22 protein-coding genes are annotated in these 24,772 nt (G+C 38.7%); 16 read left to right on the top strand and 6 right to left on the bottom strand.

Translation table 11 applies throughout. The features are described 5' to 3' along the window. Positions 1-3 precede the first annotated feature (3 nt). From R8N23_RS14735 to R8N23_RS14695, 9 genes are all read left to right on the top strand, one after another. On the top strand, positions 4-954 hold the full coding sequence (locus R8N23_RS14735; protein ID WP_318172375.1) for an alpha/beta hydrolase: 951 nt from the start codon (positions 4-6) through the stop codon (positions 952-954). A 9-nt stretch (positions 955-963) separates the two neighbouring features. Beyond that, on the top strand, positions 964-2,394 hold the full coding sequence (locus tag R8N23_RS14730; protein WP_318172374.1) for a hypothetical protein: 1,431 nt from the start codon (positions 964-966) through the stop codon (positions 2,392-2,394). Positions 2,395-2,686: 292 nt separating this feature from the next. After that, on the top strand, positions 2,687-5,119 hold the full coding sequence (locus R8N23_RS14725) for a TonB-dependent receptor (protein WP_318172373.1): 2,433 nt from the start codon (positions 2,687-2,689) through the stop codon (positions 5,117-5,119). Between the two features lie 124 nt (positions 5,120-5,243). Further along, positions 5,244-5,849: a hypothetical protein gene (locus R8N23_RS14720; RefSeq protein ID WP_318172372.1), complete on the top strand. Its 606-nt coding sequence runs from the start codon at positions 5,244-5,246 to the stop codon at positions 5,847-5,849. Further along, positions 5,846-6,937, top strand: a complete 1,092-nt coding sequence (locus R8N23_RS14715) for a serine hydrolase (protein WP_318172371.1) — start codon at positions 5,846-5,848, stop codon at positions 6,935-6,937. Before R8N23_RS14720 ends, R8N23_RS14715 begins: the two co-directional genes overlap by 4 nt. A 63-nt stretch (positions 6,938-7,000) precedes the next feature. Continuing rightward, complete coding sequence (locus R8N23_RS14710; RefSeq protein WP_318172370.1) at positions 7,001-7,582, top strand: RNA polymerase sigma-70 factor; 582 nt, start codon at positions 7,001-7,003, stop codon at positions 7,580-7,582. Between the two features lie 64 nt (positions 7,583-7,646). Further along, positions 7,647-8,591, top strand: a complete 945-nt coding sequence (locus tag R8N23_RS14705; RefSeq protein WP_318172369.1) for a FecR family protein — start codon at positions 7,647-7,649, stop codon at positions 8,589-8,591. Between the two features lie 98 nt (positions 8,592-8,689). Beyond that, the gene (locus R8N23_RS14700; protein ID WP_318172368.1) at positions 8,690-11,374 is read left to right on the top strand and encodes a TonB-dependent receptor; all 2,685 of its coding nucleotides are present in this window, start codon (positions 8,690-8,692) and stop codon (positions 11,372-11,374) included. Next, a complete protein-coding gene (locus tag R8N23_RS14695; RefSeq protein WP_318172367.1) occupies positions 11,371-12,219 on the top strand; it encodes a DUF4249 domain-containing protein in 849 nt (282 codons plus the stop codon). Before R8N23_RS14700 ends, R8N23_RS14695 begins: the two co-directional genes overlap by 4 nt. Position 12,220: 1 nt before the next feature. On the opposite strand, the gene R8N23_RS14690 is transcribed toward R8N23_RS14695, so the two are convergent. Next, on the bottom strand, positions 12,221-12,661 hold the full coding sequence (locus tag R8N23_RS14690) for a hypothetical protein (protein ID WP_318172366.1): 441 nt from the start codon (positions 12,659-12,661) through the stop codon (positions 12,221-12,223). A gap of 157 nt (positions 12,662-12,818) precedes the next feature. Here R8N23_RS14690 and R8N23_RS14685 point away from each other — a divergent pair, with 157 nt between their 5' ends. The 6 genes from R8N23_RS14685 to trmB all read left to right on the top strand — a co-directional run bounded on the left by R8N23_RS14685 (position 12,819) and on the right by trmB (position 18,036). Next, the gene (locus R8N23_RS14685; RefSeq protein WP_318172365.1) at positions 12,819-14,144 is read left to right on the top strand and encodes an SPOR domain-containing protein; all 1,326 of its coding nucleotides are present in this window, start codon (positions 12,819-12,821) and stop codon (positions 14,142-14,144) included. A 95-nt stretch (positions 14,145-14,239) separates the two neighbouring features. Then, complete coding sequence (locus tag R8N23_RS14680; protein ID WP_318173579.1) at positions 14,240-14,911, top strand: MotA/TolQ/ExbB proton channel family protein; 672 nt, start codon at positions 14,240-14,242, stop codon at positions 14,909-14,911. Next, positions 14,911-15,300 (top strand): biopolymer transporter ExbD, encoded by a 390-nt coding sequence (locus tag R8N23_RS14675; RefSeq protein WP_318172364.1) that lies wholly within the window; start codon positions 14,911-14,913, stop codon positions 15,298-15,300. Before R8N23_RS14680 ends, R8N23_RS14675 begins: the two co-directional genes overlap by 1 nt. Before the next feature lie 2 nt (positions 15,301-15,302). Beyond that, a complete protein-coding gene (locus R8N23_RS14670; protein ID WP_318172363.1) occupies positions 15,303-16,142 on the top strand; it encodes a hypothetical protein in 840 nt (279 codons plus the stop codon). A gap of 1 nt (position 16,143) precedes the next feature. Beyond that, positions 16,144-17,373 (top strand): folylpolyglutamate synthase/dihydrofolate synthase family protein, encoded by a 1,230-nt coding sequence (locus R8N23_RS14665; protein ID WP_318172362.1) that lies wholly within the window; start codon positions 16,144-16,146, stop codon positions 17,371-17,373. Beyond that, positions 17,374-18,036 carry a tRNA (guanosine(46)-N7)-methyltransferase TrmB gene (gene trmB / locus R8N23_RS14660; RefSeq protein WP_318172361.1) on the top strand — a complete coding sequence of 221 codons (663 nt, stop codon included), beginning with the start codon at positions 17,374-17,376 and terminating at the stop codon, positions 18,034-18,036. Here the strand turns inward: trmB and R8N23_RS14655 are convergent, their stop codons facing one another. The 5 genes from R8N23_RS14655 to trpS form a co-directional block, all read right to left on the bottom strand. Beyond that, a complete protein-coding gene (locus R8N23_RS14655) occupies positions 18,037-18,942 on the bottom strand; it encodes a hypothetical protein (protein WP_318172360.1) in 906 nt (301 codons plus the stop codon). It lies immediately after the preceding gene. Beyond that, positions 18,939-19,511 carry a sigma-70 family RNA polymerase sigma factor gene (locus R8N23_RS14650; RefSeq protein ID WP_318172359.1) on the bottom strand — a complete coding sequence of 191 codons (573 nt, stop codon included), beginning with the start codon at positions 19,509-19,511 and terminating at the stop codon, positions 18,939-18,941. The genes R8N23_RS14655 and R8N23_RS14650 overlap by 4 nt, the downstream gene beginning before the upstream one ends. Before the next feature lie 139 nt (positions 19,512-19,650). Continuing rightward, positions 19,651-20,625 (bottom strand): calcium/sodium antiporter, encoded by a 975-nt coding sequence (locus R8N23_RS14645; RefSeq protein ID WP_318172358.1) that lies wholly within the window; start codon positions 20,623-20,625, stop codon positions 19,651-19,653. A gap of 244 nt (positions 20,626-20,869) precedes the next feature. Further along, the gene (locus R8N23_RS14640) at positions 20,870-22,597 is read right to left on the bottom strand and encodes a phospho-sugar mutase (RefSeq protein ID WP_318172357.1); all 1,728 of its coding nucleotides are present in this window, start codon (positions 22,595-22,597) and stop codon (positions 20,870-20,872) included. Positions 22,598-22,603: 6 nt separating this feature from the next. Next, complete coding sequence (trpS, locus tag R8N23_RS14635) at positions 22,604-23,572, bottom strand: tryptophan--tRNA ligase (RefSeq protein ID WP_318172356.1); 969 nt, start codon at positions 23,570-23,572, stop codon at positions 22,604-22,606. Positions 23,573-23,662: 90 nt separating this feature from the next. Here trpS and R8N23_RS14630 point away from each other — a divergent pair, with 90 nt between their 5' ends. After that, positions 23,663-24,757 (top strand): DUF1573 domain-containing protein, encoded by a 1,095-nt coding sequence (locus R8N23_RS14630; protein ID WP_318172355.1) that lies wholly within the window; start codon positions 23,663-23,665, stop codon positions 24,755-24,757. Positions 24,758-24,772 lie beyond the last annotated feature (15 nt).

Here is a 24,772-nt window from a genome sequence, read left to right as displayed (position 1 = left end):
ATCATGAGATTAAACATAGCATTACTTATATTGATGACAACAGCCATGACTGGAAGCAAAACATTCTCTCAAGCGCCAAATATAGTGAGTGATGTGATCACTGAATATCGCTATCCGGTAAATTATGTCAAGGTAGATCAAGACACTCAGGTAGCGTACGTGGATGAAGGAGAAGGCTCAAAAACACTGCTTTTCGTTCATGGATTGGCTACTTATCTACCGTCGTGGTACAAAAATATAGATGCATTAAAATCTAAATATAGATGTGTGGCGATTGATTTGCCAGGCTATGGCATGTCTTCAAAAGGTAATGCCTCTATTAGCATGAACGAATACGCAATGATTGTTCTGAAGATCATGGACCAGTTAGGGTTGAAGAATGTAGTGCTGGTGGGGCATAGTATGGGTGGGCAAGTTGCCGTGACTACTGTATTGAAAAGACTTGATCAGTTCGATCAATTGATCTTGCTGGCGCCAGCTGGATTTGAAACATTTTCGTCGGAGCAAGCGACTTGGCTGAAAACAGTTTTTACTGTAGCTTCAGTGGAGGATGCAACAGAAGCACAGATCCGAGCCAACTGGTCTTTAAACTTTTATAGCATGCCGTCAGATGTTGAATTTATGATACAAGACCGTTTGAAAATGATCGAAGCTGAAGACTTCAATGCTTATTGTCAGGCTGTAGTAGGAGGAATGCATGCGATGCTGGACGAACCCATTTTTGATCAATTGAAGAATATTAAACAAAGGACCTTAGTTGTGTATGGGGCTAATGATGGGTTGATTCCTAATAAATATTTGAATCCGGATTTGACAACACAGGCGGTAGGAGAAAGAGGAGCTGGTCAAATGTCGAATGTGACGCTGAAATTCATTCCTGATTGTGGTCATTTCATTTCATTTGATAAACCAGAAGAGACTAACGAAATACTACACGATTTTTTGTCTAAATAAATCATAACCTTGAAGGTAAAGCTTAAAAAATTCACCGCCTTTGCATCTGATGTATTGCCCCATGAGGCAGACTATCTAGTCAATGTTCAGCAGTTCGACGATGACCAAAAGCTGAGCATCCTGAAAAAGATCCAGGTCAATGCGCACAATCGTGGTAGCAAGGAGCCTTTCAATACTTTCATAGACAAGCGCAAGTACTCAGGAATGATGCGGTGGGTGCAAGAAAAACTGGATGCTATTGACGTAGATAAGTTTTTTGAATGGATCAATGAGATGGATCGCAAGGTGATTACCGATGCGATTACTCCGCAAGAAGAAAAGCTATTGCTGCGACGAATTAAAAACTACCAACACCCCATTCACAACTTTATGAAGTTCTTTGAAATGGTGCTTAATTATCGCCATTTCTTATTGATCAGATTGAGGTATGAGCCTTATGAGATGGTAAATGCTTTTATTTCAAAGTATCAATCGGTTTATGATGAGTCCAAGGTAATCAATCAAAAACTTCATTCGGCGACCGTTCATATTATTGATCAGTTTAACCATAAAATAGAAGATACTAGTGAATGGGAAGATTGGATGTTGGATTTGTTTGACAATGAGCAACTGGATGGGTTTAATAGATATATGGCCGTCATTCGGCTTACCTTTTTGTATTTCAATAGTAGAGAGTTTGACAAACTCAAAGAAGTGTATGATAAGCTAGACAAGCTCTTGGTGAAAGGCAAGTTTTATACCCGAAGGATATTATATAATTACTATGCCAATCGCTTGATGCTTCACTCCAAATTTGACGTGTTGCAGCAAGCTGAGGAATATGGATATTTGTCCATTCGCCAAAAAAACTCAGACCATGTGCAGTATTTGAGTAATTTCAGTTCTATACTCATTAGGCAAGGTAAAATAGAGGAGGCCTTGAACCTTTTGAAGGAATCGTTTTCAGAAATTAGAAACATTGACAATTTCTATCATAAAATTGGTTTCGTGTCTTTCTATATCAAGTGTCTAAACCTAAATAATCAACCAGAGAGGGGAGAACTTATTGCCGATTCATTTCTACGAATTCACAAAAATGATATCCTTACCCAACGTTGGTATTCTTTTTTTACAGGATATGTACAGGGGCTTGTCAGGCAGAAGAAGTACGAAAAGGTACTACAGATATTTAAACGGTATGAGCTGCTGAAGAAAGACCAACAAGATCAGAAGAAGGAAATATATCTACCTACTATAAAGTGGTACTATGAAATAGCCCAGCTGAAAACGGGTAAAATAAATGCAGAAACGATGTTGGATTCTATTGTGAGCTTGTCCAGAGAGCACTTCACAGATCCACACAAATCTTTTATCCTCAATCAGGTACTCACTGAGCTGGAAAATTACATTCCACGCACAGTCACTTTAGCCAGATCCGAACTTCACGGTCAGACGAAATAAGCATTATTTTTTGGATTTGTATGCAAGACAAGCAGGCTTTAGTTAGTCGGCTTTATTACCATTGTATTCGGTCCAAAAAACAACCAATTTTTGTAAAACAAAGTCGTACCTACAATATTGGAATACAACTTACTGTTAATCAATAAGATGCGTTTAAAACAAGGGAATTAAATAACGATAGTCAAGGATTTCCGATTTAGTCAACCACCCCAAACCGATAGAGGCATTCTCTAAGTTTAAAGAATTAGCTGAAAAAGTAGGCTAATGCTGATACAACTAAAAAAACAAAACGATGATTAGAACTTTTACGACAATGCTCGTGGGGCTGCTATTTGTTTGCTTTCAATCGGTAGGACAAAACTCAATCACTGGTCGAATTATGGACGGTGATACAGATGAACCTTTGATAGGAGCAAATATTAGACTTACGGAAACAAATCAGGGGACCATTACAGCGGCAGATGGTTCATTTACCTTAGATAATGTTGCAGACGGAACTTACAAGTTGCTTATATCTTATGTAGGTTTTAAGGACCAAAATATAAATGTCACAGTCAATGGTGGTAACCAAGACATCGGCACTATCAATCTTAAAGAGTCATTATTTCTTAGTGATCAGGTGGTAATCTCCGGAACCAGAATGGCAGAGAAGCTAACAGAGTCTCCTGCTACTATTGGTGTCATTACTTCTAAGCAGATTGATGAGTTGCCATCTTTTAATCCAGGTGAATTATTGGCTAGAGTAAAGGGCGTGGACTTTGTACGCTCAGGTGTGGTTGGTACAGGTGTGAATATTCGTGGTTTTAATAGCAATTTTAATTCTAAGAATTTGCAAGTAGCAGATGGTCGATTGGCTACCTTGATTGCTACCGGATTGCCGTTTGGACCCCTCAACACCCAAATCAAAGAAGATATAGAAAGAGTGGAAGTGATCCTCGGGCCCAACTCAGCGCTTTATGGACCCAATGCCCATAATGGTTTGGTGCATATCATTTCTAAAGACCCAAGAACTTCAGAAGGAACTACAGTAGCGGTTAATGCGGGAAACCAATCTATGTTTTCTGTAAGAGCCAGACATGCACAGGTAGTCAATGAAAAGTTTAGCTTTAAGCTAACTGCCGAGCATACACAGGGAGAAGAATTCTCTTTTGCTGATTCGGTTTATATAGATCGAGATGCAGATGGCATCAAAGAGGGTTATGAAGAGTTTGAACTAGATAATGATTTTGCTTTCAACAGAGTGGAAGGTGCTTTATACTTTAGTCCCAATGCCGAATCTGATATCATTCTCTCTTCTGGATATTCCAATAGTACCTATCTAGCCCCAACCAATGTGGGTAGAAATCAAATCAAGGATTGGAATATCTTTTTCACACATTTGAGATATACCTCCGAAAATTGGTTTGCTCAAGTTTACTATACTTCGAGTAAGACAGACAGTACTTATGCGATTGACGAAAGAACAAAGCAATACTATAGAGGTATTGATTCTGGAATGACACCTGAGGAAGCCGGAGGAGCTTTTTCTTATGGAAGTGGCGCTATTTTTCAGGATGATTCCAAACGTATCAATAGTGAAGTACAGTACCACAATACCTTTGGTGATGTAGAAATCGTGACAGGTATCCAATACCAACAAGATATGGCTGATAGTAATGACACTTATCTATTGGATGATTCTGATGATTTGAATGTGTATCAAATGGGGTGGTATGGTCAGGTACAATACAAATTTGCTGATACCTGGAAAGCAGTAGCAGCCTTTAGAGCTGATAATCATGAAATTTATGATTTCAACTTTGTTCCAAAATTTGGGTTGGTAAAGACTGTGGGTAATGGAGCTTGGAGATTGACCTACGGACAAGGAATCGCAGCACCGACCATTTTGAATATGTACGGAGACTTGTTTAGTGGATTGATCCTGGGGAATGCGCAAGGATTTACATTAACTGATGGCACCACAGTGGAGAAACAAAAAGTTGAAAAAATACAAACATTTGAGATAGGGTACAAAGGTCAAGTAGTGCCTAATCGATTGTTTGTAGATGCCAATGCATATTACAATATGTCTAAAGACTTCTTGAGTCCTGTGACAGTAGTGGGTGTTGCTACCGAGAGAGGCGATGTCCCTATGGATCAGGTACAATCCGGATATGGAATTTATGGAGGATTGGTAGCTACCTATATCAATTTTGGTAAAGTAAATACCTATGGAGCCGATTTTGGGCTTAGCTATTACTTTAATGATAACCTAAGCGCTGATTTGAATTATTCATATTTTAACTACTCTGTTGATGAAAATGATATGGAGAATGACTTTAATGGTGACGGTGAAGTAAATGACTTGGATATTCTGGTTAACTCACCCAAAAATAAAATGAGCCTTGGCCTGAATTATAGTTCGGACAAGTGGTTCGGTACCGTATTTATGAGATGGGTTCAAGCATACAACTACTATTCTAGTTATCAAATTGCTTCGGAGACCAAGCCAGGATGGACATATAGAGGTACGCCAATCGTAGAAGATGCCAGAAGTACTGACACATGGAATTATGGCCCGTTAGGTGGTTTTGTAAATGTTGATATTGGATTAGGTTATAATATCACCGACTATATGACGCTTTCAGGTCAGGTGACCAATCTTTTCGACTCAGAAATTAGAGAATTTACAGCGTCTCCATTTATAGGAAGGTTATATAGCGCAGAGTTAAAGTTCAAATTTTAGAAACGATAATATATTCTAGCATAAAAGGACTTGCCAATCGGTAAGTCCTTTTTTCTTATAAATTACTTTATCTTTCAATAAGCAATTGAGTCTGTTTAATTGTTGTTAGGTCATAAATTACAAAATGAAAATACACCTTCTATTTATTTTTTTTATTGTGCTTTTGGGCGTCAATACGAGTGTATTTGCACAATCAGATTCGTTAGCCATAGGGACGCAAAAGTCTTCCTTGTTACCCAAAGGATATATAGGTGGAGTTTATGAAAATGCCCCTGTAGCACCGGATCATACCAATAGTTTTGGTATTCAGGCTGCAGTGATCATGAAGAATCACATCGAAATAGGTTTTTACAACCTCATTTATAATGACAACAAGTATCAAGAGCGGCTAATCTTTCCTAATTCGTTTCAGATGAACTACAAACATGCGGGTTTTGTATTGGGTTATAGAACAAATTTAGAAAGAGACTATGAATTCAATTTTGAATCTAAGGTAGGGTTTGGAGAAGTGATTTGGTCTCATTCGGAAACAGGGGAAGCGTTTTTATCGGACAAATTCAGGGTGCTGCAGTTGCAAGTGAGTGTGGATTATATTCTTGCCAAGTTTCTGGCTGTAAATGCCTTTGCTGGATATCGGTGGATGAATCAATTAGAAATTACCGGATTAAGCAATGACGACTTCAATGGGCTTAGTTTTGGTTTGGTCATGAAAGTAGGGAAGTTCAGATGAAGAGATTTTTAATCATAATGATAGTTTTTGGGTGGGCAACTACAAGTTGCTTTTATGATGAATCTATTCCTTCTGACCAAAATGTATGGCCTGTGCTTCAGCCAAGAGAATTAGAAATGGATGAAGCCAGATTGCTGGAAATGGACTCAGTAATTGTGACTCAGCCCGGGCAAGGCATCGAATCGTTAGTAGTGGTAAAGTCTGGCAATCTGATTTATGAGAAATATTACTATGGAAATGACCGTAGTACTCAGTTTGAACTGGGAGGCGTAAGTAGTTTTGTTTCAAATTTGGCTTTAGGCCGGGCCATTGATATGGGATTGATTAGTTCGGTAAGTGATTCTATCTATAAGTATTTACCTGCTTTTGAAGAGGAGTTTGAAGATTTTCCTTTGAAAAAGAACATCACCTTCGCGCATTTGATGACTATGAAAAGTGGTCTGAGTTGGAATGAGTTGAGTGGAGTTTTTGATGGTCAGCTCAGCGATATAGATCGGATGATAGAAAGTGAAAACTGGGCAGAATATCTTATTACCAAACCTTTAGATGCGTTGCCGGGTAGCAGATACGCTTATAATAGCGCAATTCCTATTATAATCACTGAAGTGATAGAAAGCCAATATGGAGACGGTATACATAGCTTTTTGTTGAATGAAGTTTTCAATTCCATCAGTGTGGGAAGTTTTGATGTAGCCAGGGTTGGAGACAATGCAAATATGGCTTGGGGAGTATCATTGTCAACACTTGATCTAGCCAAACTAGGCTACCTGTATTTGGAAGAAGGTGATTGGTTTGGTAATCAAATTGTGAATCCCGAATACATGAAGTCTTCTGTCGATGTTCAGACGAATATTGATTATTTTAATGATTTTGGTTGGATGTGGTGGCGTTATGCTGATAATAATGGTTTTCTTCCTTTTCTTGAAGTAAATGATACTTTCTTTGCTGGAGGGATTGGTGAACAGCGATTATATGTGGTCCCTCATCTAGAGTTAGTGGTTGCGATTACAGGAAAAAACGAACGTGCGGATTTTGACCTGCCTTCGCCTTTGATTTTTAGAGATTATATCCTACGATCCATTCAATAGTTCCTTGTTTTTGCATGAATTTCTAATTCTTGTACATTTGCCGCAATTACCTAAACGATATAAGTGCATATTTCTGACGAAGACGAATTAATCCAGCGCCTATCCAATCACGATAGGGGTGCATTTGAGCAAATATTCAGGACTTATTACTCCGACCTATGTAAGTTTTGCATGAAGTATGTAAGAGACGAGCAAGTTGCGGAGGAGGTAGTACAAGAAGTTTTTATCAACATTTGGGAGAGAAGAGCGAGTCTGACTATCACCACATCTATAAAATCATATCTTTTCACAGCGATAAGAAATCGGTCATTTAATTACCTGAAACTTCAACTACCTAAAGAACAAAAGAAGGTAGATCTGGATGGTGTTGGTTTTATGGAGGAAGATAACCGTGAGCAAGAGATGATCATGGACGAATTAAGGGAGTATGTGCATAGTGCGATAGAGTCTCTTCCTAACAAGTGTAGAATCATTTTTAACCTTAGTAGGAATGCGGGGATGACCTACAAGGAAATAGCTGAAGAACTAGATATTTCTGTGAAAACTGTTGAGAATCAGATTGGTTTGGCCTTAAAAAAATTGAGAGAGAACCTTAATCCAATTTGGGATAAAATAATGTTGCTTCTTTTGGTGAATATTTTTTGAAATTTTATGGGGGATTGAAATGGTTTGCTTGACATACCATTGAACGACGACTAAAATGCAAGAATTGGAATTTAAAATACTGGCCTATTTAAAGGGTGAGCTCAATGCAAAAGAGCGACAGCAGGTGGAGCAATGGGTAGCTTTGTCTGATGCGAACCAAAGGGCCTTCGATGAGATTGAAAAGATCTATCTCTCATCAGAGATCAGCTTCACAAACTTTCAGCCCGATGTAGATCGCGCTTGGAAATCAGTAGCAAATGCTATTGGGGAATCAAAATCAGGAGGACAAAACATCCTTTATAAAGTAGCTGCAGTGATTACTTTGATTGTTGGGCTAGGATTCATTGTTTTTCAATATCAGAATCAATCCGAGCAATTGATCGCTAATACTACTGAAGGTGAAATAAAAAAGCTGGAACTGGCAGACGGTTCTATTATTTGGCTGAATGAAAATTCGACTTTCAGTTATTCGAAAAAAATGGATCAGGATAAAAGGGTGGTTAGACTAGACGGACAGGCCTACTTTGATGTAGCTAAAGATTCAGAAAGACCTTTCGTGATATTGGGTGAAAAAGCCACCGTAGAAGTATTGGGTACTTCGTTTGATTTGGTGTCCAAAGCGACGTATGCCAACGTGAATGTGACTAGTGGACGCGTGGCTTTTGGGTCTTCAAGTGATGAGAAAGTGAAAGTTATTCTTGAAAAGGGTAATCAGGCCACATTTACTGGAAACAAGCTGGCGAAAAATGACTCCTTCAACGACAATGCATCTTCTTGGATGACAAAAGATTTCATGTTTAAAAGCGCTCCGTTATCTCAAGTTGCAGAAACCCTAAGCGAACATTTCAATGTGAAAATTAAAGTGGATGAGGCAATTAAAAATTGTTTGATCACTTCTTCGTTCGAAGACAAAGAACTGGATGAAATTTTAAGCACCTTTGAGGCCATTGCCAATATCAAAAATGAGAGAAATGGCAAAACAATCAAATTGACCGGCCCAGGCTGCTAATTAAGATACTCGAAGTACAATGGACTAACCCGTAGCGATCATATCGTTACGGGTTTTTTTATGTGATCTATTCATCCCTTTGATTGCAATGTCTAAATTTGATCAAAATTGCATTTGTCTCGTTAGATAGTTTGGATCAAGTCATTGTTAGAAAATTCATCTGTGCCTTGCTTACCCTTCTGATTTGCATGTCAGAATTGTATGCGCAAGAAAGTATCCTAGACAGGAGGGTGATCCTCTATAAGAAAAAGTACAAAACCAAGGATATACTTGAGTCACTACTGCCGGAGCAAGGAGTCAAAGTGGCCTATCACGATAATATCATTCCGTTAAAAAAGGAAATTGAATTTGGAAAGACCAAGGAGACTGATGTAAAGGATATCTTGTCAAGAATATGCCACAATGAAAATTTAGATTATGCTTATTTGAATGGTCAATTGATGATTAGATATTATGATCGTCCGGAAAACGAGTACAAATACTCCATAAGTGGTTTGGTTGAAGACGCAGCGTCTGGTGAAGCACTTATCGGGGCCACAGTTTATATTAAGAACATAGAGACAGGCTTGGCTACAAACGGTTACGGTTTTTATGCTTTTACTCTGCCTAAAGGAAAGTATGATTTGATTGTTTCTTTTATTGGTTATCACCCAATCAGTCATGCTATTGAATTAAATAAAGATTTTCAATTCAATTTTCAGTTAATTGAAAATTCAGTTCAGCTCGATAATGTGGTAATAGAAGAGCAAGAGTTGTTTGATATTAAAGCTCAAAACGTTCTATTGAGCTCTAACAAACTGGATATGGAAATGGCTGGGCAGATTCCGTACATTGCAGAAGTAGATGTTTTTCAAAGTTCGATGTTATTGCCCGGTATCTCAAATGTAGGGGAGGGAGTTTCTGGGGTAAATGTAAGGGGAAGTGCTTCTGATGCCAACCTAATCATGCTTGACGAAGCTGTGATTTACAATTCCAATCACTTTTTTGGCTTGGTATCCGTTTTTAATCCGGATGCAGTAAAGGATGTCGAGATACTAAAGGGCGATTTACCAGCCAAATATGGTGGACGTACGTCTTCGGTTATGCACATCAGACAAAGAGAAGGTAACGAGAACGAATTTCACCTTTCTGGTGGATTGGGTCTAATTACAAGTCGAATCATGTTTGAGGGTCCGATTTTAGATGGTAATGCCAATTACCTACTGTCAGCTCGAAGTACTTTTTGGGATTTGATTTTAAGGAATACTAAAAGCCCGACATTAGCGAATAGTCGGGTGAGTTTTCAAGACATTAACACGAAGATTAAGTTTAATGTTAACAACAAAAACAAAATTTACTTTTCCGGATATTTTGGTGCTGATGCTAATCAATTTGGGATTGATGCTTTACAAAAATGGGGTAATAGAGTGTTGTCTGTAAGATGGAATAAAATTCATCGGGGCAAGCACTTTATGAATGTAACTTCATATTTCAGTCAATATGAGTATCGGGTAATCGAGGAAAGCGAGTCGGCAGATTTTGTGGGAACGTCGAGAGTTTCTGATTTGGCCGTGAAATTTGATATGACCTCTTATTATAACCCGAGAAATATATTTGAATATGGAGGTGATGTGGTTGCTCATATGATGAACCCCGGCGAGCGTGTTCCAGGGATCGGGTCATCGGAGAATTTTGTTAAGCTGAACAATGAATTAGGCTTGGAACCATCCGTTTACCTGACCAATGAAAGACATTTAGGTGATTTTTCACTTTCTATTGGCGCTCGTTATTCAGGGTTTTATAATACAGGGAAGTCAGATGTATATATCTATGAAGCTGGCCAAGAAAAGTTATTAGAAACTCGTGTGGACACGATTTCTGCTGGAGATAAAGAAGCAAGAACCTTTTATCATAATTTGCTACCAAGACTATCTTTGAAATATCAACTCAATCCGAACATGTCGTTAAAGGTGGGCCACTTTGCATCTGTTCAATATATGCACTTGCTATCTAATACCTTGTCACCAGCATCTTCAGACCTTTGGCAAATTAGTGGAAAATACCTCTTGCCGACGACCATGCACCAAACTACAATCGGACTTTACCAATATGTCAATCGGTTTGATATGGATATATCATTGGAGTTCTATTATCGGAAAATACAGGATGTGGTAGATTATAAAAATGGAGCTGATTTACTTTTTAACGAATCCATAGAAACTGAAATCCTAATCGGTAAGGAACGAGCCTTTGGAATGGAACTTTTCCTAAAAAAGAAATTTGGGAAATTAACGGGGTGGCTAGGGTATACTTTATCTAGATCAGAACGACAGGTCGACGGCGAGCTAAAAGCAGAGAGGATTAACAATGGGGAATTTTTCCCGACCAATTACGATAGAACGCATGATGTGGCCATCACAGGTATTTATCAGTTGACTCCTCATTTATCCTTGTCCTCAAGCTTTGTTTATTATACAGGGAAACCATTTTCTTTCCCAACTTCAAAATATGAAATTGATGGATTGCAGGTGCCTCATCATCCTAACCGAAATTTGGATCGCTTGTCAGAGTATCATCGTTTGGATATCGCGGCCACACTCAACTTGAAAAAAACAAGAAAGAATGGCAAAGAGCGTAGGGCAGAAAGCAGCTGGGTGTTTTCCATCTATAATGTTTATGCAAGAAGAAATGCTCAGACCTACTATTTTCGTGAAAGTGAAGAGCAACCCGGAGTGTCTGTAGTAGAAAAACTATCGGTATTAGGAACTATGATTCCTTCAGTAACATATAATTTTAGGTTTTGATCAGAGTCAAAAAACATATAATCCTATGTTTAGTTGGTTTGATCTATTCCTCATGTATTGACCCTATTGATTTGGATTTGGATACAGGGGAGTCTCACTTGGTTGTCTATGGTTGGATTACAAACGAGGTGATGCCTTATGAAATTAAACTCTCGGAGAGCAACGGTTATTCTGATCAATCAGGCTATCCTGCTGTGTTAGGAGCTGAAGTATATGTAACTGATCATGTGGGCAATAGATATGATTTTAACGAGATACCTGGTACAGGAAAGTATCAATCTGACCCTGTGAATTTTGTAGGATCACCGGGATCAATCTACCAACTGACGGTTTTGCACAATCAAGAAAGATATTCCTCGACTCCGGAGGAAATGCCTGCACTGAGTACAGCGGAAGATGCGTTTGTTAATTTTATAGCCGATCCTGCTGATTTTGAAATTGACCCCGAAGATGAAAATTTCTTCCTTTCAGCTTTTGTTGATGATGATTCAGCTACAGCTAATTACTATAGGTGGAAGGTTTATGTTAATGGTGAATTGCGTAATAGCCCTGAGGAGTTAGTATTGTTTGACGATCAATTTACCAATGGGAATAAATTTAAATTTGATGCTGGAAATGTACTCTTCACTCAATCCGATGAAGCTCATTTTCAGCATATGTCGCTGTCTAAAGGGGCATTTGATTATTATAACAATCTTAAAGAGCAAATTAGCAACTCCACTTTGAGCCCTAGAGTTTTACCTGGGATTGTCGAAGGAAACATGGCTAACCTCGATGATTCGGATGAACTTGTTCTCGGCTATTTTGGTGCTTCAGAGGTGTCGATCGTATATGTGGGTCAATGAGTCAGTCTAAGATTAATACCTCATTGACATAATCCAGTGCGCTAAACCTTACTCTGAGTTGGCGTGTGCTCGCTGGTTGATTTGGGCAGTCAATATGGTAACTGAAGAATTTTTGCCCTCTGGTATATAGCAAAGTTTTGCCTGGGTTTCCCAGATACTTGATCAATTCTGTTTCACTCATTCCAATAAACAGATCAAATTCGGCCTCCATATCATTTATGACATCATTTCTGTATCCTGTACATGTTTTTGACTCCGCTATCCAGAGGGGTGAATCAAACGACTCAAATGAGACCGTGTTTGGTCGGCAGGAAGAAGCGATAAAGAGCAATAGAATCCATCTAACCTGCAAGTCATTTTGAATGAGTGAAACCATTTTTCGCAAAGGCCAAAATGCTAGTCCATTGAGGTCGTTAGAATTTGAATTTGTTATGCTATTCATGTCAGATATATTGGATTAAAGTAATATTTTGAATGATTTATTGATAATTTTATAGGAAAATACAAAGGACACCATAAAGTTGTTATTTCAAAATAATTCTATACATTTAAGGTGTGATTTAATAAGTTTATATTAATAATAAGGTAATTGCTTAGATATGGCCGACGATAAACTCAACGAAGGTTCGGAAGAAGAAAACAAATCAAATCAGTCAGACGAGGATTTTGGTTTACCAGATTTGGAGTTTGATGAACTTCAAGAATTAGATTTCAACTTGGATGATTCAGCTGAAGAGGAAACCGAAAGTGAAGAAACAACACTTCCGGAGCCTGAGGGGATTGATATGAGTGTCCTTGATGATATTGACGTTCCAGAATCATCAGATGATTCTCCCGGTCTTCAACCAGGAGATTTGGATCCACCTGAAGGATCTGTGTTGGATGAGGGGATTGAGGAAGTCGAAGATGTTCTTGATAGTGCACAGTTGATTTCTGACCGTTTGGGTGATGATGAAGAAGACCCGTTGTCGCCAGATTTTAGCGCTGATATTAATTATGATGATCTCATGGGTGGAGATGACAGTGCTGATGCTCCTAAGGAAGAGGCTTCGTCTATCGAAGATATGGGCTTAGACTTGGTTGCGGATGATTCTGAAGACTCAGATGATTTATTGGCCAATATTGATAGCCCTGATCAGTTGGCTGCATTGGGCATCTTAGATGAAGAGGAATCATCTGAAAGTTCGGAATCTTCAGATACTGAAGAATCTTCTTATGATGATTTTGGGACGGAAAGTGCTGGCTCGTCACTTTTTGCTGCAGATTCTGCAGAAGAAGAGGGCTCTATTTTTGCTACGGACAGTATGTCTTTCGAGGATGAAAAGCCTGAGTTTGAAGAAGCTGATACACCATCACTTCCTCCAAATTACAAGCCTTACTCATATGAAGAATCATCTGGAGGATTTGCCAAAGTGATAATTATCGGGGTATTGATTATTTCAGTTATTGGGGGAGCTTTCTATTATTTCTCATTGGACGATGGTCCAAAGGAAGTTGCTAAGAAAGAAGTACCGAAAAAGAGAGTAAAGAAACCGGCGGCTAAAAAACCAGCACCGAAAGAAGAAGCTACGGCATCAACTGAAACCGCAGCTGAATCTAAACCAAAAGCAGCTGCTGAAAAGCCAGTGGTTTCTAAACCAAAGCCTCAAGCAGCTTCTGCTCAGCCAGGTGAGATCATAAGAGTGACAGAACGTAGTTCTAGGTCTTATGTGATTATAGGCAGTTTTATCGATGAAGACTTGGCATTGGACTACGCTTCTAAATTAAGTAGTGAAGGGAATGGTGTCAAAATCATTCATCCATATGGTAAGTCCAAGAGGTATAGAGTTTCAATCGCTGACTTCTCTAGTTATGGAGATGCGGCTAGCCAGTTAGGTGGCTTCAAAGGTCAGTATGGCGACGAAGTTTGGGCTTTACAGTACTAATCAGAAAAACGATATTGTAGTAGAGTCGTGTTAAAAATATAAAAAGGTCATTTTGGCCTTTTTTTTGTTTAAAGGGAATTATGCAAATACTAAATATGATTTTGGCCTCTCTACCGCAAGAGATGCCAGTAGAAGAAGTTATTGAACAGGTGTCAGTGTTAGATCTGTTGTTGAAGGGTGGCTATATGATGGTGCCAATCTTGCTATTGTCTTTGGTCGGAATCTATGTTTTTGTCGAACGATTGTTGACAATTAAGGATGCCGCCAAAACCCCAGAAGCATTTATGCCGAACATTAAGCAAATGGTTTTGGAAGGAAAAATAGCTGAAGCCCTTGAATTGTGCCGATCTACAGCTACACCAATTGCAAGAATGATAGAAAAAGGGATAGCTAGGATAGGAAGCCCATTGAAGAGTATAGAAGCATCTATTGAGAATGTGGGTAAAATCGAAATTTATAAACTCGAAAAGAACTTGAGCCTTTTGGCCACCATTTCTGGTGCAGCACCCATGATTGGTTTCTTAGGCACTGTTACTGGTATGATACAAGCATTCATATCTATTGCCCAAGAGGAAGGAGCTGTCAGTCCCAAGTTGCTTTCTAGCGGTATTTATGAGGCGATGGTGACAACTGCTGCGGGTTTATTTGTTGGGATTTTAACATACTTGGCTTACAATTATTTAGTTACTAGAGTAGGTAAGCTGATTCATGGCATGGAATATACCTCTATCGATTTTATAGATCTTTTACAAGAGCCTCAGAAATAATGAATTTAGGATCAAAACATAAAATTGAGACATCATTTTCTATGTCCTCTATGACAGATGTAATCTTTCTGTTATTGATATTTTTCATGCTGACATCATCATTTATCACGCCTTCAGGGTTGCCAGTGAATCTACCTACGAGCAAAAGTTCCAATATTGTGATGCAAAAGATCAGCGTAACGATTACACCTGATCTGAAGTATTTTGTGAATGATACAGAGGTGTCACTCAGTCGATTGGAACACACCTTGCAAACGGAATTGAAGGATAAAGAAGGTGTGGTGGTTTTACATTGTGATAAGTCAGTGCCAGTTGAACACTTAGTGAATGTGGCTAGCATTGCCACTAAACTCGAAGCAAAAATATCTTTGGCCACTAAACCAGATTGATTTTGGACAAGCGAGAAAAAAGAAATAGTACAATCAGTTTTTATGTGTCTATAGGGATACACGCTGTGCTATTGATGATCTTTTTTGTCATGTTGGCTTGGACGGAACCAGATCCTCCCATTCCGGAATATGGAATTGAATTCAATCTCGGAAACAGTATTGTGAGCGAAAATCAGAGTGAAGAGTCGGTCCAAGAGGAGGTATTGGATGAAGTGGAAGAAGTGTCTGAAGAAAGTACAGAAAATGCAGAAGCTAAAGATCAATCCCAACAGACTGCTGCAGAACAATCGGAAGGAGAGGAGGCTGAAATAGTAGAGGCTGAAGCTGAAGTCGTAGAGTCTGTGACTGAGGATGTCAACAGTCCAGATGTGGTAGAAGAAACTAAGGCTACAGAAGAGGTAAAAACAGCAGAGGTGAAAGAAGCTGATACTGGGAGTGATGCTCAGACTGTGGAGTCGACAGAAACAACAGAAGTAAAAGAAGAAGAGAAGAAAAAAATAGAAGATCCGATAATTGATGATCGAGCTATTTTTAAGAAAACAGATAATGGTTCTGGTACAGGTAATAAGGGTTCAAGTTTAGATTTAGCAGGTTGGGACTGGGATTTCACACCAAAACCAAATGATAACTCTTCAGAAAATGGGATAATTGTTTTTGAAATCATTATAGATGAAGAGGGGGAGATTATTGGAATTAAAACTCTGGAAAAAACAGTTTCTCCAGTTGTTGAAAAAGTATATAGGGATGCAGTAATGGAATTGACTTTCAGCAAAACTTCCGATAATAGGTCAGCCGCGACTACCTCCAAAGGAAAAATTACCTTTATTATCCAATCGAATTAAGATGATGAATTATCAAGAAGTCCTCGACTTCTTATATACTCAACTGCCCATGTATCAGCGTGTGGGTAAAGCAGCTTTTAAGAAGGACCTGACTAATACTTTGCGACTGTCCGAACGACTCGATAACCCACATAAAAAATTCAAGAGTATTCATGTGGCTGGCACTAATGGTAAGGGCTCGACTTCTCATATGATTGCCTCGGTTCTTCAGTCCGTTGGCTTCAAGGTTGGACTCTATACTTCTCCTCATTTGCGCTCATTTCGTGAAAGAATTCGGGTGAATGGCGAGGAAGTAAAGGAATCCTTTATTACAGACTTTGTAAATGGCAATAAGCAGTCAATAGAAGAAATATCACCTTCATTTTTTGAAATTACCGTGGTGATGGCTTTTGAGTATTTTGCTCAGGAGCAAGTGGATTTTGCGGTTGTTGAAACTGGATTGGGAGGACGATTAGACTCGACAAACATAGTTACTCCGGAGCTTTCAGTAATTACTTCCATCAGCCTGGATCATCAAGATATGCTAGGCAATACACTAAAAGAGATCGCACGAGAGAAAGCAGGTATAATAAAAGAAGGGATTCCAGCGGTTGTAGGCGCGTTGCCTTTTGAAGCTTTAGAGGAAATAAAAGCTACAGCCAGTGGAAAACATGCGCTACTTTCGGAACCTACAAAAGCAACGCAAGATTTGCTTTATGATTCTGATCTTTCTCCTGAAGTGCTTAGGCTCAACATAGGCACCGTAAAGAGAGCAATAGAACAGTTGCGCGAGCAAGGTGTTTCGGTAAGTGATCAAGCATTTGCTAATGGAATAAAGCATGTAGTAGCACAAACTGGTCTGAAAGGCAGATGGCAAACCTTACGATCAAGTCCAATGGTAATATGTGATGTCGGACACAATGAAGAGGCGGTGGTGTGGCTGATGAATGAAATAGCAAACATTGATTATGATAAACTACACATCGTATGGGGTGTAGTGTCCGATAAAACAGTTGAAAAGATATTTCCATTACTAATTAAGGATTGTGAGTATTACTTTTGCGCAGCTAAAGTTCCAAGGGCGATGCCTGTAGATCGTCTGTTAGAAGCAGGTGAAGGATATGGACTGTCTGGAATGAGCTATGATTCGGTGGATCAAGCCTATTCAGCGGCACTCGAACGGGCCGGGGCAAATGATTTAATTTTTATTGGAGGAAGCACCTTTGTGGTTGCTGAAATAAAGGATTTATAAGTGGGAAGAAAAAAGCTAGAGCGATTTCAAGATAATGCCGAGCGGTACAATGTAGTGCAAGATGGCAAACCAAATTTTGGACATTTAATAGGTAAATGGAAAGAAGAACATTTTAAGAATGATCAAAATTTGGTAGTTGAGTTAGGTTGTGGAAGAGGTGAGTACACAGTAGGCCTTGGAGAGAAACAACCTGAATGCAACTTTGTAGGAGTTGATATCAAGGGCTCAAGAATTTGGGTAGGAAGCTCTTATGCTATTAAGAATAATCTTGAAAATGTAGCTTTTTTAAGAACTCAAATCGAGTTGCTGGATAAGCACTTTGGGGAAAATGAGATTGATGAGATTTGGGTAACCTTTCCAGACCCTAGACCAAAAGACAAGGATGAAAAAAAGCGCCTAACGGCACCTAGGCATCTTGAGGTTTATAAAAAATTATTGAAGGATGAGGGATGGGTTAAGTTCAAAACGGACAATACTTTTTTGTTTGACTATACGCTAGAATTATTCAAAGAGGGTCAAGTGAAAGTTAAGAATCTGCTTCACACTCATGATCTGTACCATTCAGAATACATGGATGAGCATTTTGGAGTAAAGACCAAATACGAAGAACTATTCTATAATAAAGGAGAGAGTATCAAGTATATGAAGTTTCAATTTGCCTGATTAGCCTAATATTAAGGAGATACTAGGATAAGCTTGCTTCATGTTGTTCGTGAAGATCACCTCAGGGCCTAGTTTAACATGTTTGCTGATGTTTCTAAATAGAGACACTTTGATAGTCGTATCCTGATACAATTGCCCATCAGGATTCAATAAATAACCAGCTCTAGAAGTCCAGCCTTTGTTTGTCTTTTTATTAAGAGAGGTAAACTCTAAGTTTACAAATGTATGCGGATGAACGCTTCTGTCTCCTGATTCGTCGGTTTTAAAGTTGAGCTGAGAAGACATGCCGACTTTATAGATTTGTCTACGTTTAGATGAATAATTTTCTGCTATTTTAAAGTCAATACCAATTTCAGGGACTACTCCTTCTGTTTGAAAATTAACCTTTCCAAATACTGAAACAAACGGATTAGACAAACGAGAAACTTCCACAGACTCGTGTTGGTTCTTATCAATGATTAATACCGTCTTTGATTGCTGCTTATTGACTATAGGAGCAATCACTGGTTTCCTCAATTCTGTAGTTTGTTGAGTAGGCTTTGCAAGCTTTAATTCTGTAATGTGAACTGGAGGTTTTGGAAGGATTCTGATCGTGTGTTGCTTTGATTCAGGTGTGTTTAAAATAACCTGGTCTTCAATATTGAAATCAAGTGGATTCAAATCAAATACCTCAATGTTGGCGGCTACCAATAGGGAGAAAGAAGCAGCCATAGCTAGGCCCCAAGTCACCAACCCTTTATCCATTCTCCCAAGTCTTTCCGATAGTTTCTCCCAAGTCTTTGCCGGGTTGAAGTGTTTTACAGGGATCTCCTCTAACACGACTACAGATTTTTTGCTGATCTGATCAGTCTTAGATTCTTGGGAATCTAATGATTGGCCGTTTTTGTGATTTCCATTGACTTTCATAGCGCACCTATTTGTGTTAGAGATTTGGATAGAGAAGCTCTAGCTTTGCTCAATTGAGATTTTGATGTATTCTCACTAATATTGAGTTTTTCACCAATTTCCTTATGAGAGTAGCCTTCTATCACATACATGTTGAATACAGTTCGGTATCCGTTGGGCAGTCGCTGAATGATATTCACTATGGTCTCTTCCATTAATTGAGACTCAACAGTTACGTTGCCTGAAGAAAGGTCATGGACTTTTTCGATTTCGACTTGGTCCATTTTTCGTTTTCTGAGTAGCATCAGCGACTCATTAACCATGATTCTTTTTACCCAGCCTTCAAGACTTCCTTTTCCGCGATATTCAAACGTGTCAATTTTAGAAAAAACTTTCATAAATCCGTCTATCATCGCGTCTTCAGCTTCCATCTCATCATTCAAATATCTCAGGCAAGTACGCATCATTTTATTAGCGTATTTGTCATACAACGCCTTTTGAGCCAATTCATCGTTGGCTTTACACAAGTCTGTCAATTGACTATCGTCCAAAATTTGATCCTGATTTGAGATGTACCCTTTGTTATTCAATGCGTGTTAGTATGTAAAGGTTGCTTTTGCAGTAATGCGTATGCAAAGTATGCTTTAAACAAACATCGGGCCGTTAATGGATCGTTAAAAGGTGTTAAGATCTGTTAACTGTAAGAAGAAAAAAAGAAGAGTTGTCTTATTAAAGACGATTCATGTACAAGAATACACAGTAGGCTACAAAGCCGACCAGGTAAAGAGCGCCTTCTGCTCGATCCAATTTATACTTTTGGAGAGTAAACATGAATATGAACAGCATAAACGTTCCGATCATTACGATGTATAGATCGAGGTTTAGATCAATGTCAAAGGCTATTGGAGCATTTAGAGTAGCTGTAGCTCCCAATACCAACAATAAATTGAATATGTTCGAACCAACTATGTTTCCTACAGCCAAATCTGACTTCTTATGAAAAGCAGCAACGGCAGTAGTTGCCAATTCTGGTAGAGAGGTACCAGCCGCTAAGATGGTTAAGCCAATTACTTTCTGGCTAATCTGGAAATACTCGGCTATGATGATAGCGTTGTCAACAATCACTTGACCACCAATGGCTAATCCCGCAATACCGAATACGATCATGAGTGTGGTTTTGAGACTTCCGTACATTTCGATCTCATCCATATCCCCACCAAGGTCGCCAGTACGTCGCATGTTTTGAAAAACATAGGCGAGAAAAGCAACAAACATGCCCAGTAGAATCATCCCATCAACAAAGCTCAAGGCGTTGTCTTCCGCGCCAAAAATGAGTTGGTCATTAACCAATACAAATAATACTACGGTTGCTAATAATGAATAAGGGACTTCTTTCCAAAGTGCATTTTTCTGAACAGTTAACGGGTAAATGACAGCGGCTATACCGAGTATCAAGAACATGTTAAATATGTTGGACCCGATGATATTGCCAAAAACGATGTCGTCATTTTCACCTGAAGCTCCTGATATGATATTTACTACTAACTCCGGTGCAGAAGTACCCATGGCCACCACTGTAAGACCGATGGCAATATCCGAAACATTATATCTTTTGGCAAGAGAGGAAGCTCCATTCACTAAAAAATCGGCTCCCTTGATAAGCATAACGAAACCGACAATGATGAGCAAAAAGGGCACTACCATATTTGAATTAATTTATGTTCAGGTGGTAAAATAATTAGAAATGAAATATAAATATATTCAGAATATTTTAATCAATTTTTCGATGAATAAACCAAGTACAATTGACATTCTTATTTATAACCGTATTTCAAGCCTAAAACTCACTATTTGTCTGCAATATATTCAAAACATTTTTTTTCATGAATAATAGCTGGCAGTAAAATGAGTTTTTATCATAAATATCAGAAAATGAGCTGGTTGATTACTATAAATCAAGTTCCGCTTTAATTTTTGAAATTTTGTCTTGAAGCCCTCTTTTTTCGTCTTCAAAACTTTGGTCAGAGTCAGAATCTGATCTAACGCTCATATAGAACTTTATTTTTGGTTCTGTACCTGACGGTCGCATCGAAATTTTAGACCCATCTTGGGTTATAAATTGCAGCACATTGGACGATGGAAAGTTTATACTGTCTACCTGACCGGTAAGTAAATTTTTAGCTGTTGAGTTTTGATAATCGATCAGCCATTCAATTTCTGATCCGGCTAAAGAAGTAGGTGTGTTATTTCTGAATTGATGCATCATACGCTCAATTTCTTCAGCTCCAGATTTCCCTTTTTTTGTTAAAGAGACCAGATCTTCTTGATACATACCAAACTGAGAGTAAACTTCTTCCAATAAATCACCTAAGGACTTTCCGTTGTCTTTAGCCCAGGCAGCCATTTCTGCGATCATAGCGCAAGAGGCAATTGCATCTTTGTCTCGAACAAAATCACCAATTAGATAACCATAACTTTCTTCGCCACCGCCAATGAAGGTCTTCTTACCTTCTAATTCTTTGATAAGACCAGCAATGTGTTTGAATCCAGTTAAAGTGTCGAAACATTCTATTCCAAAGTGAGTAGCAATGTCTTTAATGAGCTCAGTGGTTACTACAGTTTTTACCACATATTGGTTGCCATCTAATTTACCGTTCTCTTTCCATTTTAAACACAAGTAATAGATGAGCAAAGCACCTGTTTGATTTCCGTTTAATAGTTCAAAGTCACCAGTTTCAGTTCTGATCGCAATGCCCACACGGTCGGCATCAGGATCTGTGGCCAGTACCAATTCAGCACTTATTTGTTTAGCCTTTTCTAGTGCCAGAGTAAGCGCCTCTTTTTCTTCAGGGTTAGGGTATACTACTGTTGGGAAATTGCCGTCTGGTGTAGCCTGCTCTTCAATGATCGTCACATTAGTAAAACCAAATTGCTCAAGGGCACTTGGCACTAGCGTGATACCTGTGCCGTGAATAGGTGAGAAGACAATAGATAGATCTGATTGATTTTTTATGGCGTCTGGCGAAAGACTCAATTTTGACATTTCTGCCAAATAACGATCATCTATGTCTTTGCCGATTGATTGAATAAGGTCAGTGTTTGCTTCAAATTTGATTTGATCAAAACTTGTAATTTTTCTGACTTCCTCTATGATTTTAGTATCATGTGGCGCAATGATTTGCGCGCCATCTTCCCAATATACTTTATATCCATTGTATTCTTTTGGGTTGTGAGAGGCAGTGACCACGATTCCACTTTTACAGCCTAGTTCTCTTATCGCAAAAGAAAGTTCCGGAGTAGGTCTGAGTTCATCAAATAGATAAACTTTAATTCCATTGGCAGAGAGAATGTCAGCTACGATTTGCGCGAAAAAGTCGCTATTATTTCTGCTGTCATGAGCGATAGCTACTGAGGCTTCTTCATTTGGAAATTGTAGGTTGATGTAGTTGGCTAATCCTTGAGTTGCACTTCCTACGGTGTATTTATTCATTCGGTTGGAGCCCAGACCCATAATACCACGAAGGCCTCCTGTACCGAATTCTAGATCTTTATAAAAGGAATCAACCAATTCTGTTTCATTGCCACTAGTAACTAGTTCTTTAAGGGCAGTTTTATCGGCTTCATCAATGTTACTATTTAGCCAAGTGTCAATAGATTTTTTGATATTTTCTTCCATGATATTTTAGAATCCAATGGTGGTTTTTACTCTTGACATTACCTCTCTGGCAATGTTTCTTGCTTTTTCTTCTCCTTCTTGTAAATGCTGTTCGATGGCTTGTTCATTATTCATAAAATGATCAAACTGCTTTCTTTCTTCTGAGAACTTGTCCAGCATCAATTCAAATAATGCTGTTTTAGCATGACCATAACCGTAGTTGCCTCCCTCGTAATTCTTTCTCATCTCTGTCTTTTGGTCCTCAGAAGCTATCGTTTTGAAAATGTTGTATACGTTACAGGTATCTGGTTTTTTTGGCTCTTCCATGGGTGTGCTATCGGTGAGGATAGACATGACATTCTTTTTGAGTTTTTTCTCAGGTAAAAAAACATCAATGATATTGCCATAGGACTTACTCATTTTTTGGCCATCGGTGCCGGGAATAGTCATCACCTCATCGTCGATCTTAGCTTCTGGAATTATGAAGACCTCTCCAAATTGATGATTGAATGCTTTAGCAATGTCGCGAGTCATTTCGATATGTTGCCTTTGATCCTTTCCTACAGGCACGATTTCGGCATCGTACATGATAATGTCCGCGGCCATGAGCACAGGGTAGTCGAATAGGCCTGCATTTACATCTGCCAAGCGTCCAGCTTTATCTTTGAATGAATGAGCATTGGCTAGCATAGGGTAGGGAGTCACACAGTTGAGAAACCAAGTCAATTCACAGACCTCTGGAATTTTTGATTGTCTATAGAAAATGGATTTGGATGTATCTAGACCACACGCAAGCCAGGCTGCTGCTATGGATTTAACATTTTCTTTTCTTACTTCTGGATCCTTTATAGTAGTAAAAGAGTGTAGATCCGCTATAAATAGAAGTGACTCTTGGTTTTCATTTTCCGTCAGTCGGATGGCTGGCATGATTGCGCCAAGCAAATTACCCAAGTGTGGCCTTCCCGAACTCTGAATTCCTGTTAATACTCTTGCCATAGTTAATTTTTGCGCAAATTAATAAAATTATTTCCCTTTGTTACGTTAAGACATTATTGTTTATTTGCATTGAATAATTCATAAGAAATCATGTCAAAAATTAGTAAACTAGCTATTTTCCTTGCATTTTTTTCATTGCCAATTCTGGTTTTCGCACAGGAAAAAGGCAAGCTCGAATTCATAACAAACGACCATGATTTTGGCGAGATCAAAGAAGATGGAGGACCTGCTATATATGAATTTGAATTCGAAAACACAGGGACAGCCCCACTAGTTATTAGTCACGTTCGTGCATCATGTGGGTGTACCACGCCAGGCTGGTCTAAAGAACCTGTATTGCCAGGAGAAAGAGGGTTTGTGAAAGCTCAGTATAACCCGAGAAATAGACCTGGGAATTTCAGGAAGTCATTAACCATTACTACTAATGGAGACCCAGCAGTTACCCATGCTTATATCAAGGGAAAGGTTCTTCCTAAAGTAAAGTCTTTAGAAGAACAAATGACTTTGAAAATAGGGAATACTCGCTTTATGAGCCGATCGGTGAATATAGGCAAAGTAACAACTGAGAAGAAAGTCGTAAAATCTTTTGATATATATAATGATAGTCCTGATACTCTGTCCATTCTAGAAAAATATGATGCTCCAGCTTTCATCAAACTAACTTTTGAGCCACAAATACTCGCTCCAAAACAAGTAGGTAAAGTGAATATTGAATACGATCCTATTCATGAAGATAACCTAGGTTACAATAATCATGGCATTACGATTTATACCAACGAAGAAAGTGCCGAAACGAAAAAAATTAATGTGTTAGCAACTGTCTCCGAGTATTTTGCTCCAATGTCAGATGAAGAAATGGAAAAAGCACCAAAGCTAGCCATTACTGATAGATTGCAGGATTTGGGGAAAGTAAATGAAGGTAGTAAGACTGTTGCAGAATTTGTTTTAACTAATCATGGCCTTAGTGTTCTTAATATAAGAAAGGTGAAGTCGAATTGTGCTTGCTTCGTAGCCGAGTTGCCAAAGGAAAATATCAAGCCTGGCAAATCGATTACTCTAAAAGGAACTTTTGATGCTGCAAACCGGAAGGGCAATCAGAATAAATCCATAACCATTTATTCAAATGATCCGATTGACCCTGTGCAGGTGGTTTCTATAAAAGCTTCAATTGTCGCTCCAAATTGATAATTATCTATCCAT

Source organism: Reichenbachiella sp. (genome assembly GCF_033344935.1).
In the GTDB taxonomy this organism is placed as follows: Bacteria; Bacteroidota; Bacteroidia; order Cytophagales; family Cyclobacteriaceae; genus Reichenbachiella.
This window is presented reverse-complemented; position numbering and strand designations above follow the sequence as displayed.

What these genes read in the sequence shown, in the direction of transcription:
- R8N23_RS14735 (WP_318172375.1), top strand. Translation starts at nt 4, where the DNA reads ATGAGATTAAACATAGCATTACTTATATTGATGACAACAGCCATGACT.
- R8N23_RS14725 (WP_318172373.1), top strand. Translation starts at nt 2,687, where the DNA reads ATGATTAGAACTTTTACGACAATGCTCGTGGGGCTGCTATTTGTTTGC.
- R8N23_RS14720 (WP_318172372.1), top strand. Translation starts at nt 5,244, where the DNA reads ATGAAAATACACCTTCTATTTATTTTTTTTATTGTGCTTTTGGGCGTC.
- R8N23_RS14715 (WP_318172371.1), top strand. Translation starts at nt 5,846, where the DNA reads ATGAAGAGATTTTTAATCATAATGATAGTTTTTGGGTGGGCAACTACA.
- R8N23_RS14690 (WP_318172366.1), bottom strand. Translation starts at nt 12,661, where the DNA reads ATGAATAGCATAACAAATTCAAATTCTAACGACCTCAATGGACTAGCA.
- R8N23_RS14685 (WP_318172365.1), top strand. Translation starts at nt 12,819, where the DNA reads ATGGCCGACGATAAACTCAACGAAGGTTCGGAAGAAGAAAACAAATCA.
- R8N23_RS14680 (WP_318173579.1), top strand. Translation starts at nt 14,240, where the DNA reads ATGATTTTGGCCTCTCTACCGCAAGAGATGCCAGTAGAAGAAGTTATT.
- R8N23_RS14675 (WP_318172364.1), top strand. Translation starts at nt 14,911, where the DNA reads ATGAATTTAGGATCAAAACATAAAATTGAGACATCATTTTCTATGTCC.
- R8N23_RS14665 (WP_318172362.1), top strand. Translation starts at nt 16,144, where the DNA reads ATGATGAATTATCAAGAAGTCCTCGACTTCTTATATACTCAACTGCCC.
- R8N23_RS14655 (WP_318172360.1), bottom strand. Translation starts at nt 18,942, where the DNA reads ATGAAAGTCAATGGAAATCACAAAAACGGCCAATCATTAGATTCCCAA.
- R8N23_RS14645 (WP_318172358.1), bottom strand. Translation starts at nt 20,625, where the DNA reads ATGGTAGTGCCCTTTTTGCTCATCATTGTCGGTTTCGTTATGCTTATC.
- R8N23_RS14640 (WP_318172357.1), bottom strand. Translation starts at nt 22,597, where the DNA reads ATGGAAGAAAATATCAAAAAATCTATTGACACTTGGCTAAATAGTAAC.
- trpS (WP_318172356.1), bottom strand. Translation starts at nt 23,572, where the DNA reads ATGGCAAGAGTATTAACAGGAATTCAGAGTTCGGGAAGGCCACACTTG.
- R8N23_RS14630 (WP_318172355.1), top strand. Translation starts at nt 23,663, where the DNA reads ATGTCAAAAATTAGTAAACTAGCTATTTTCCTTGCATTTTTTTCATTG.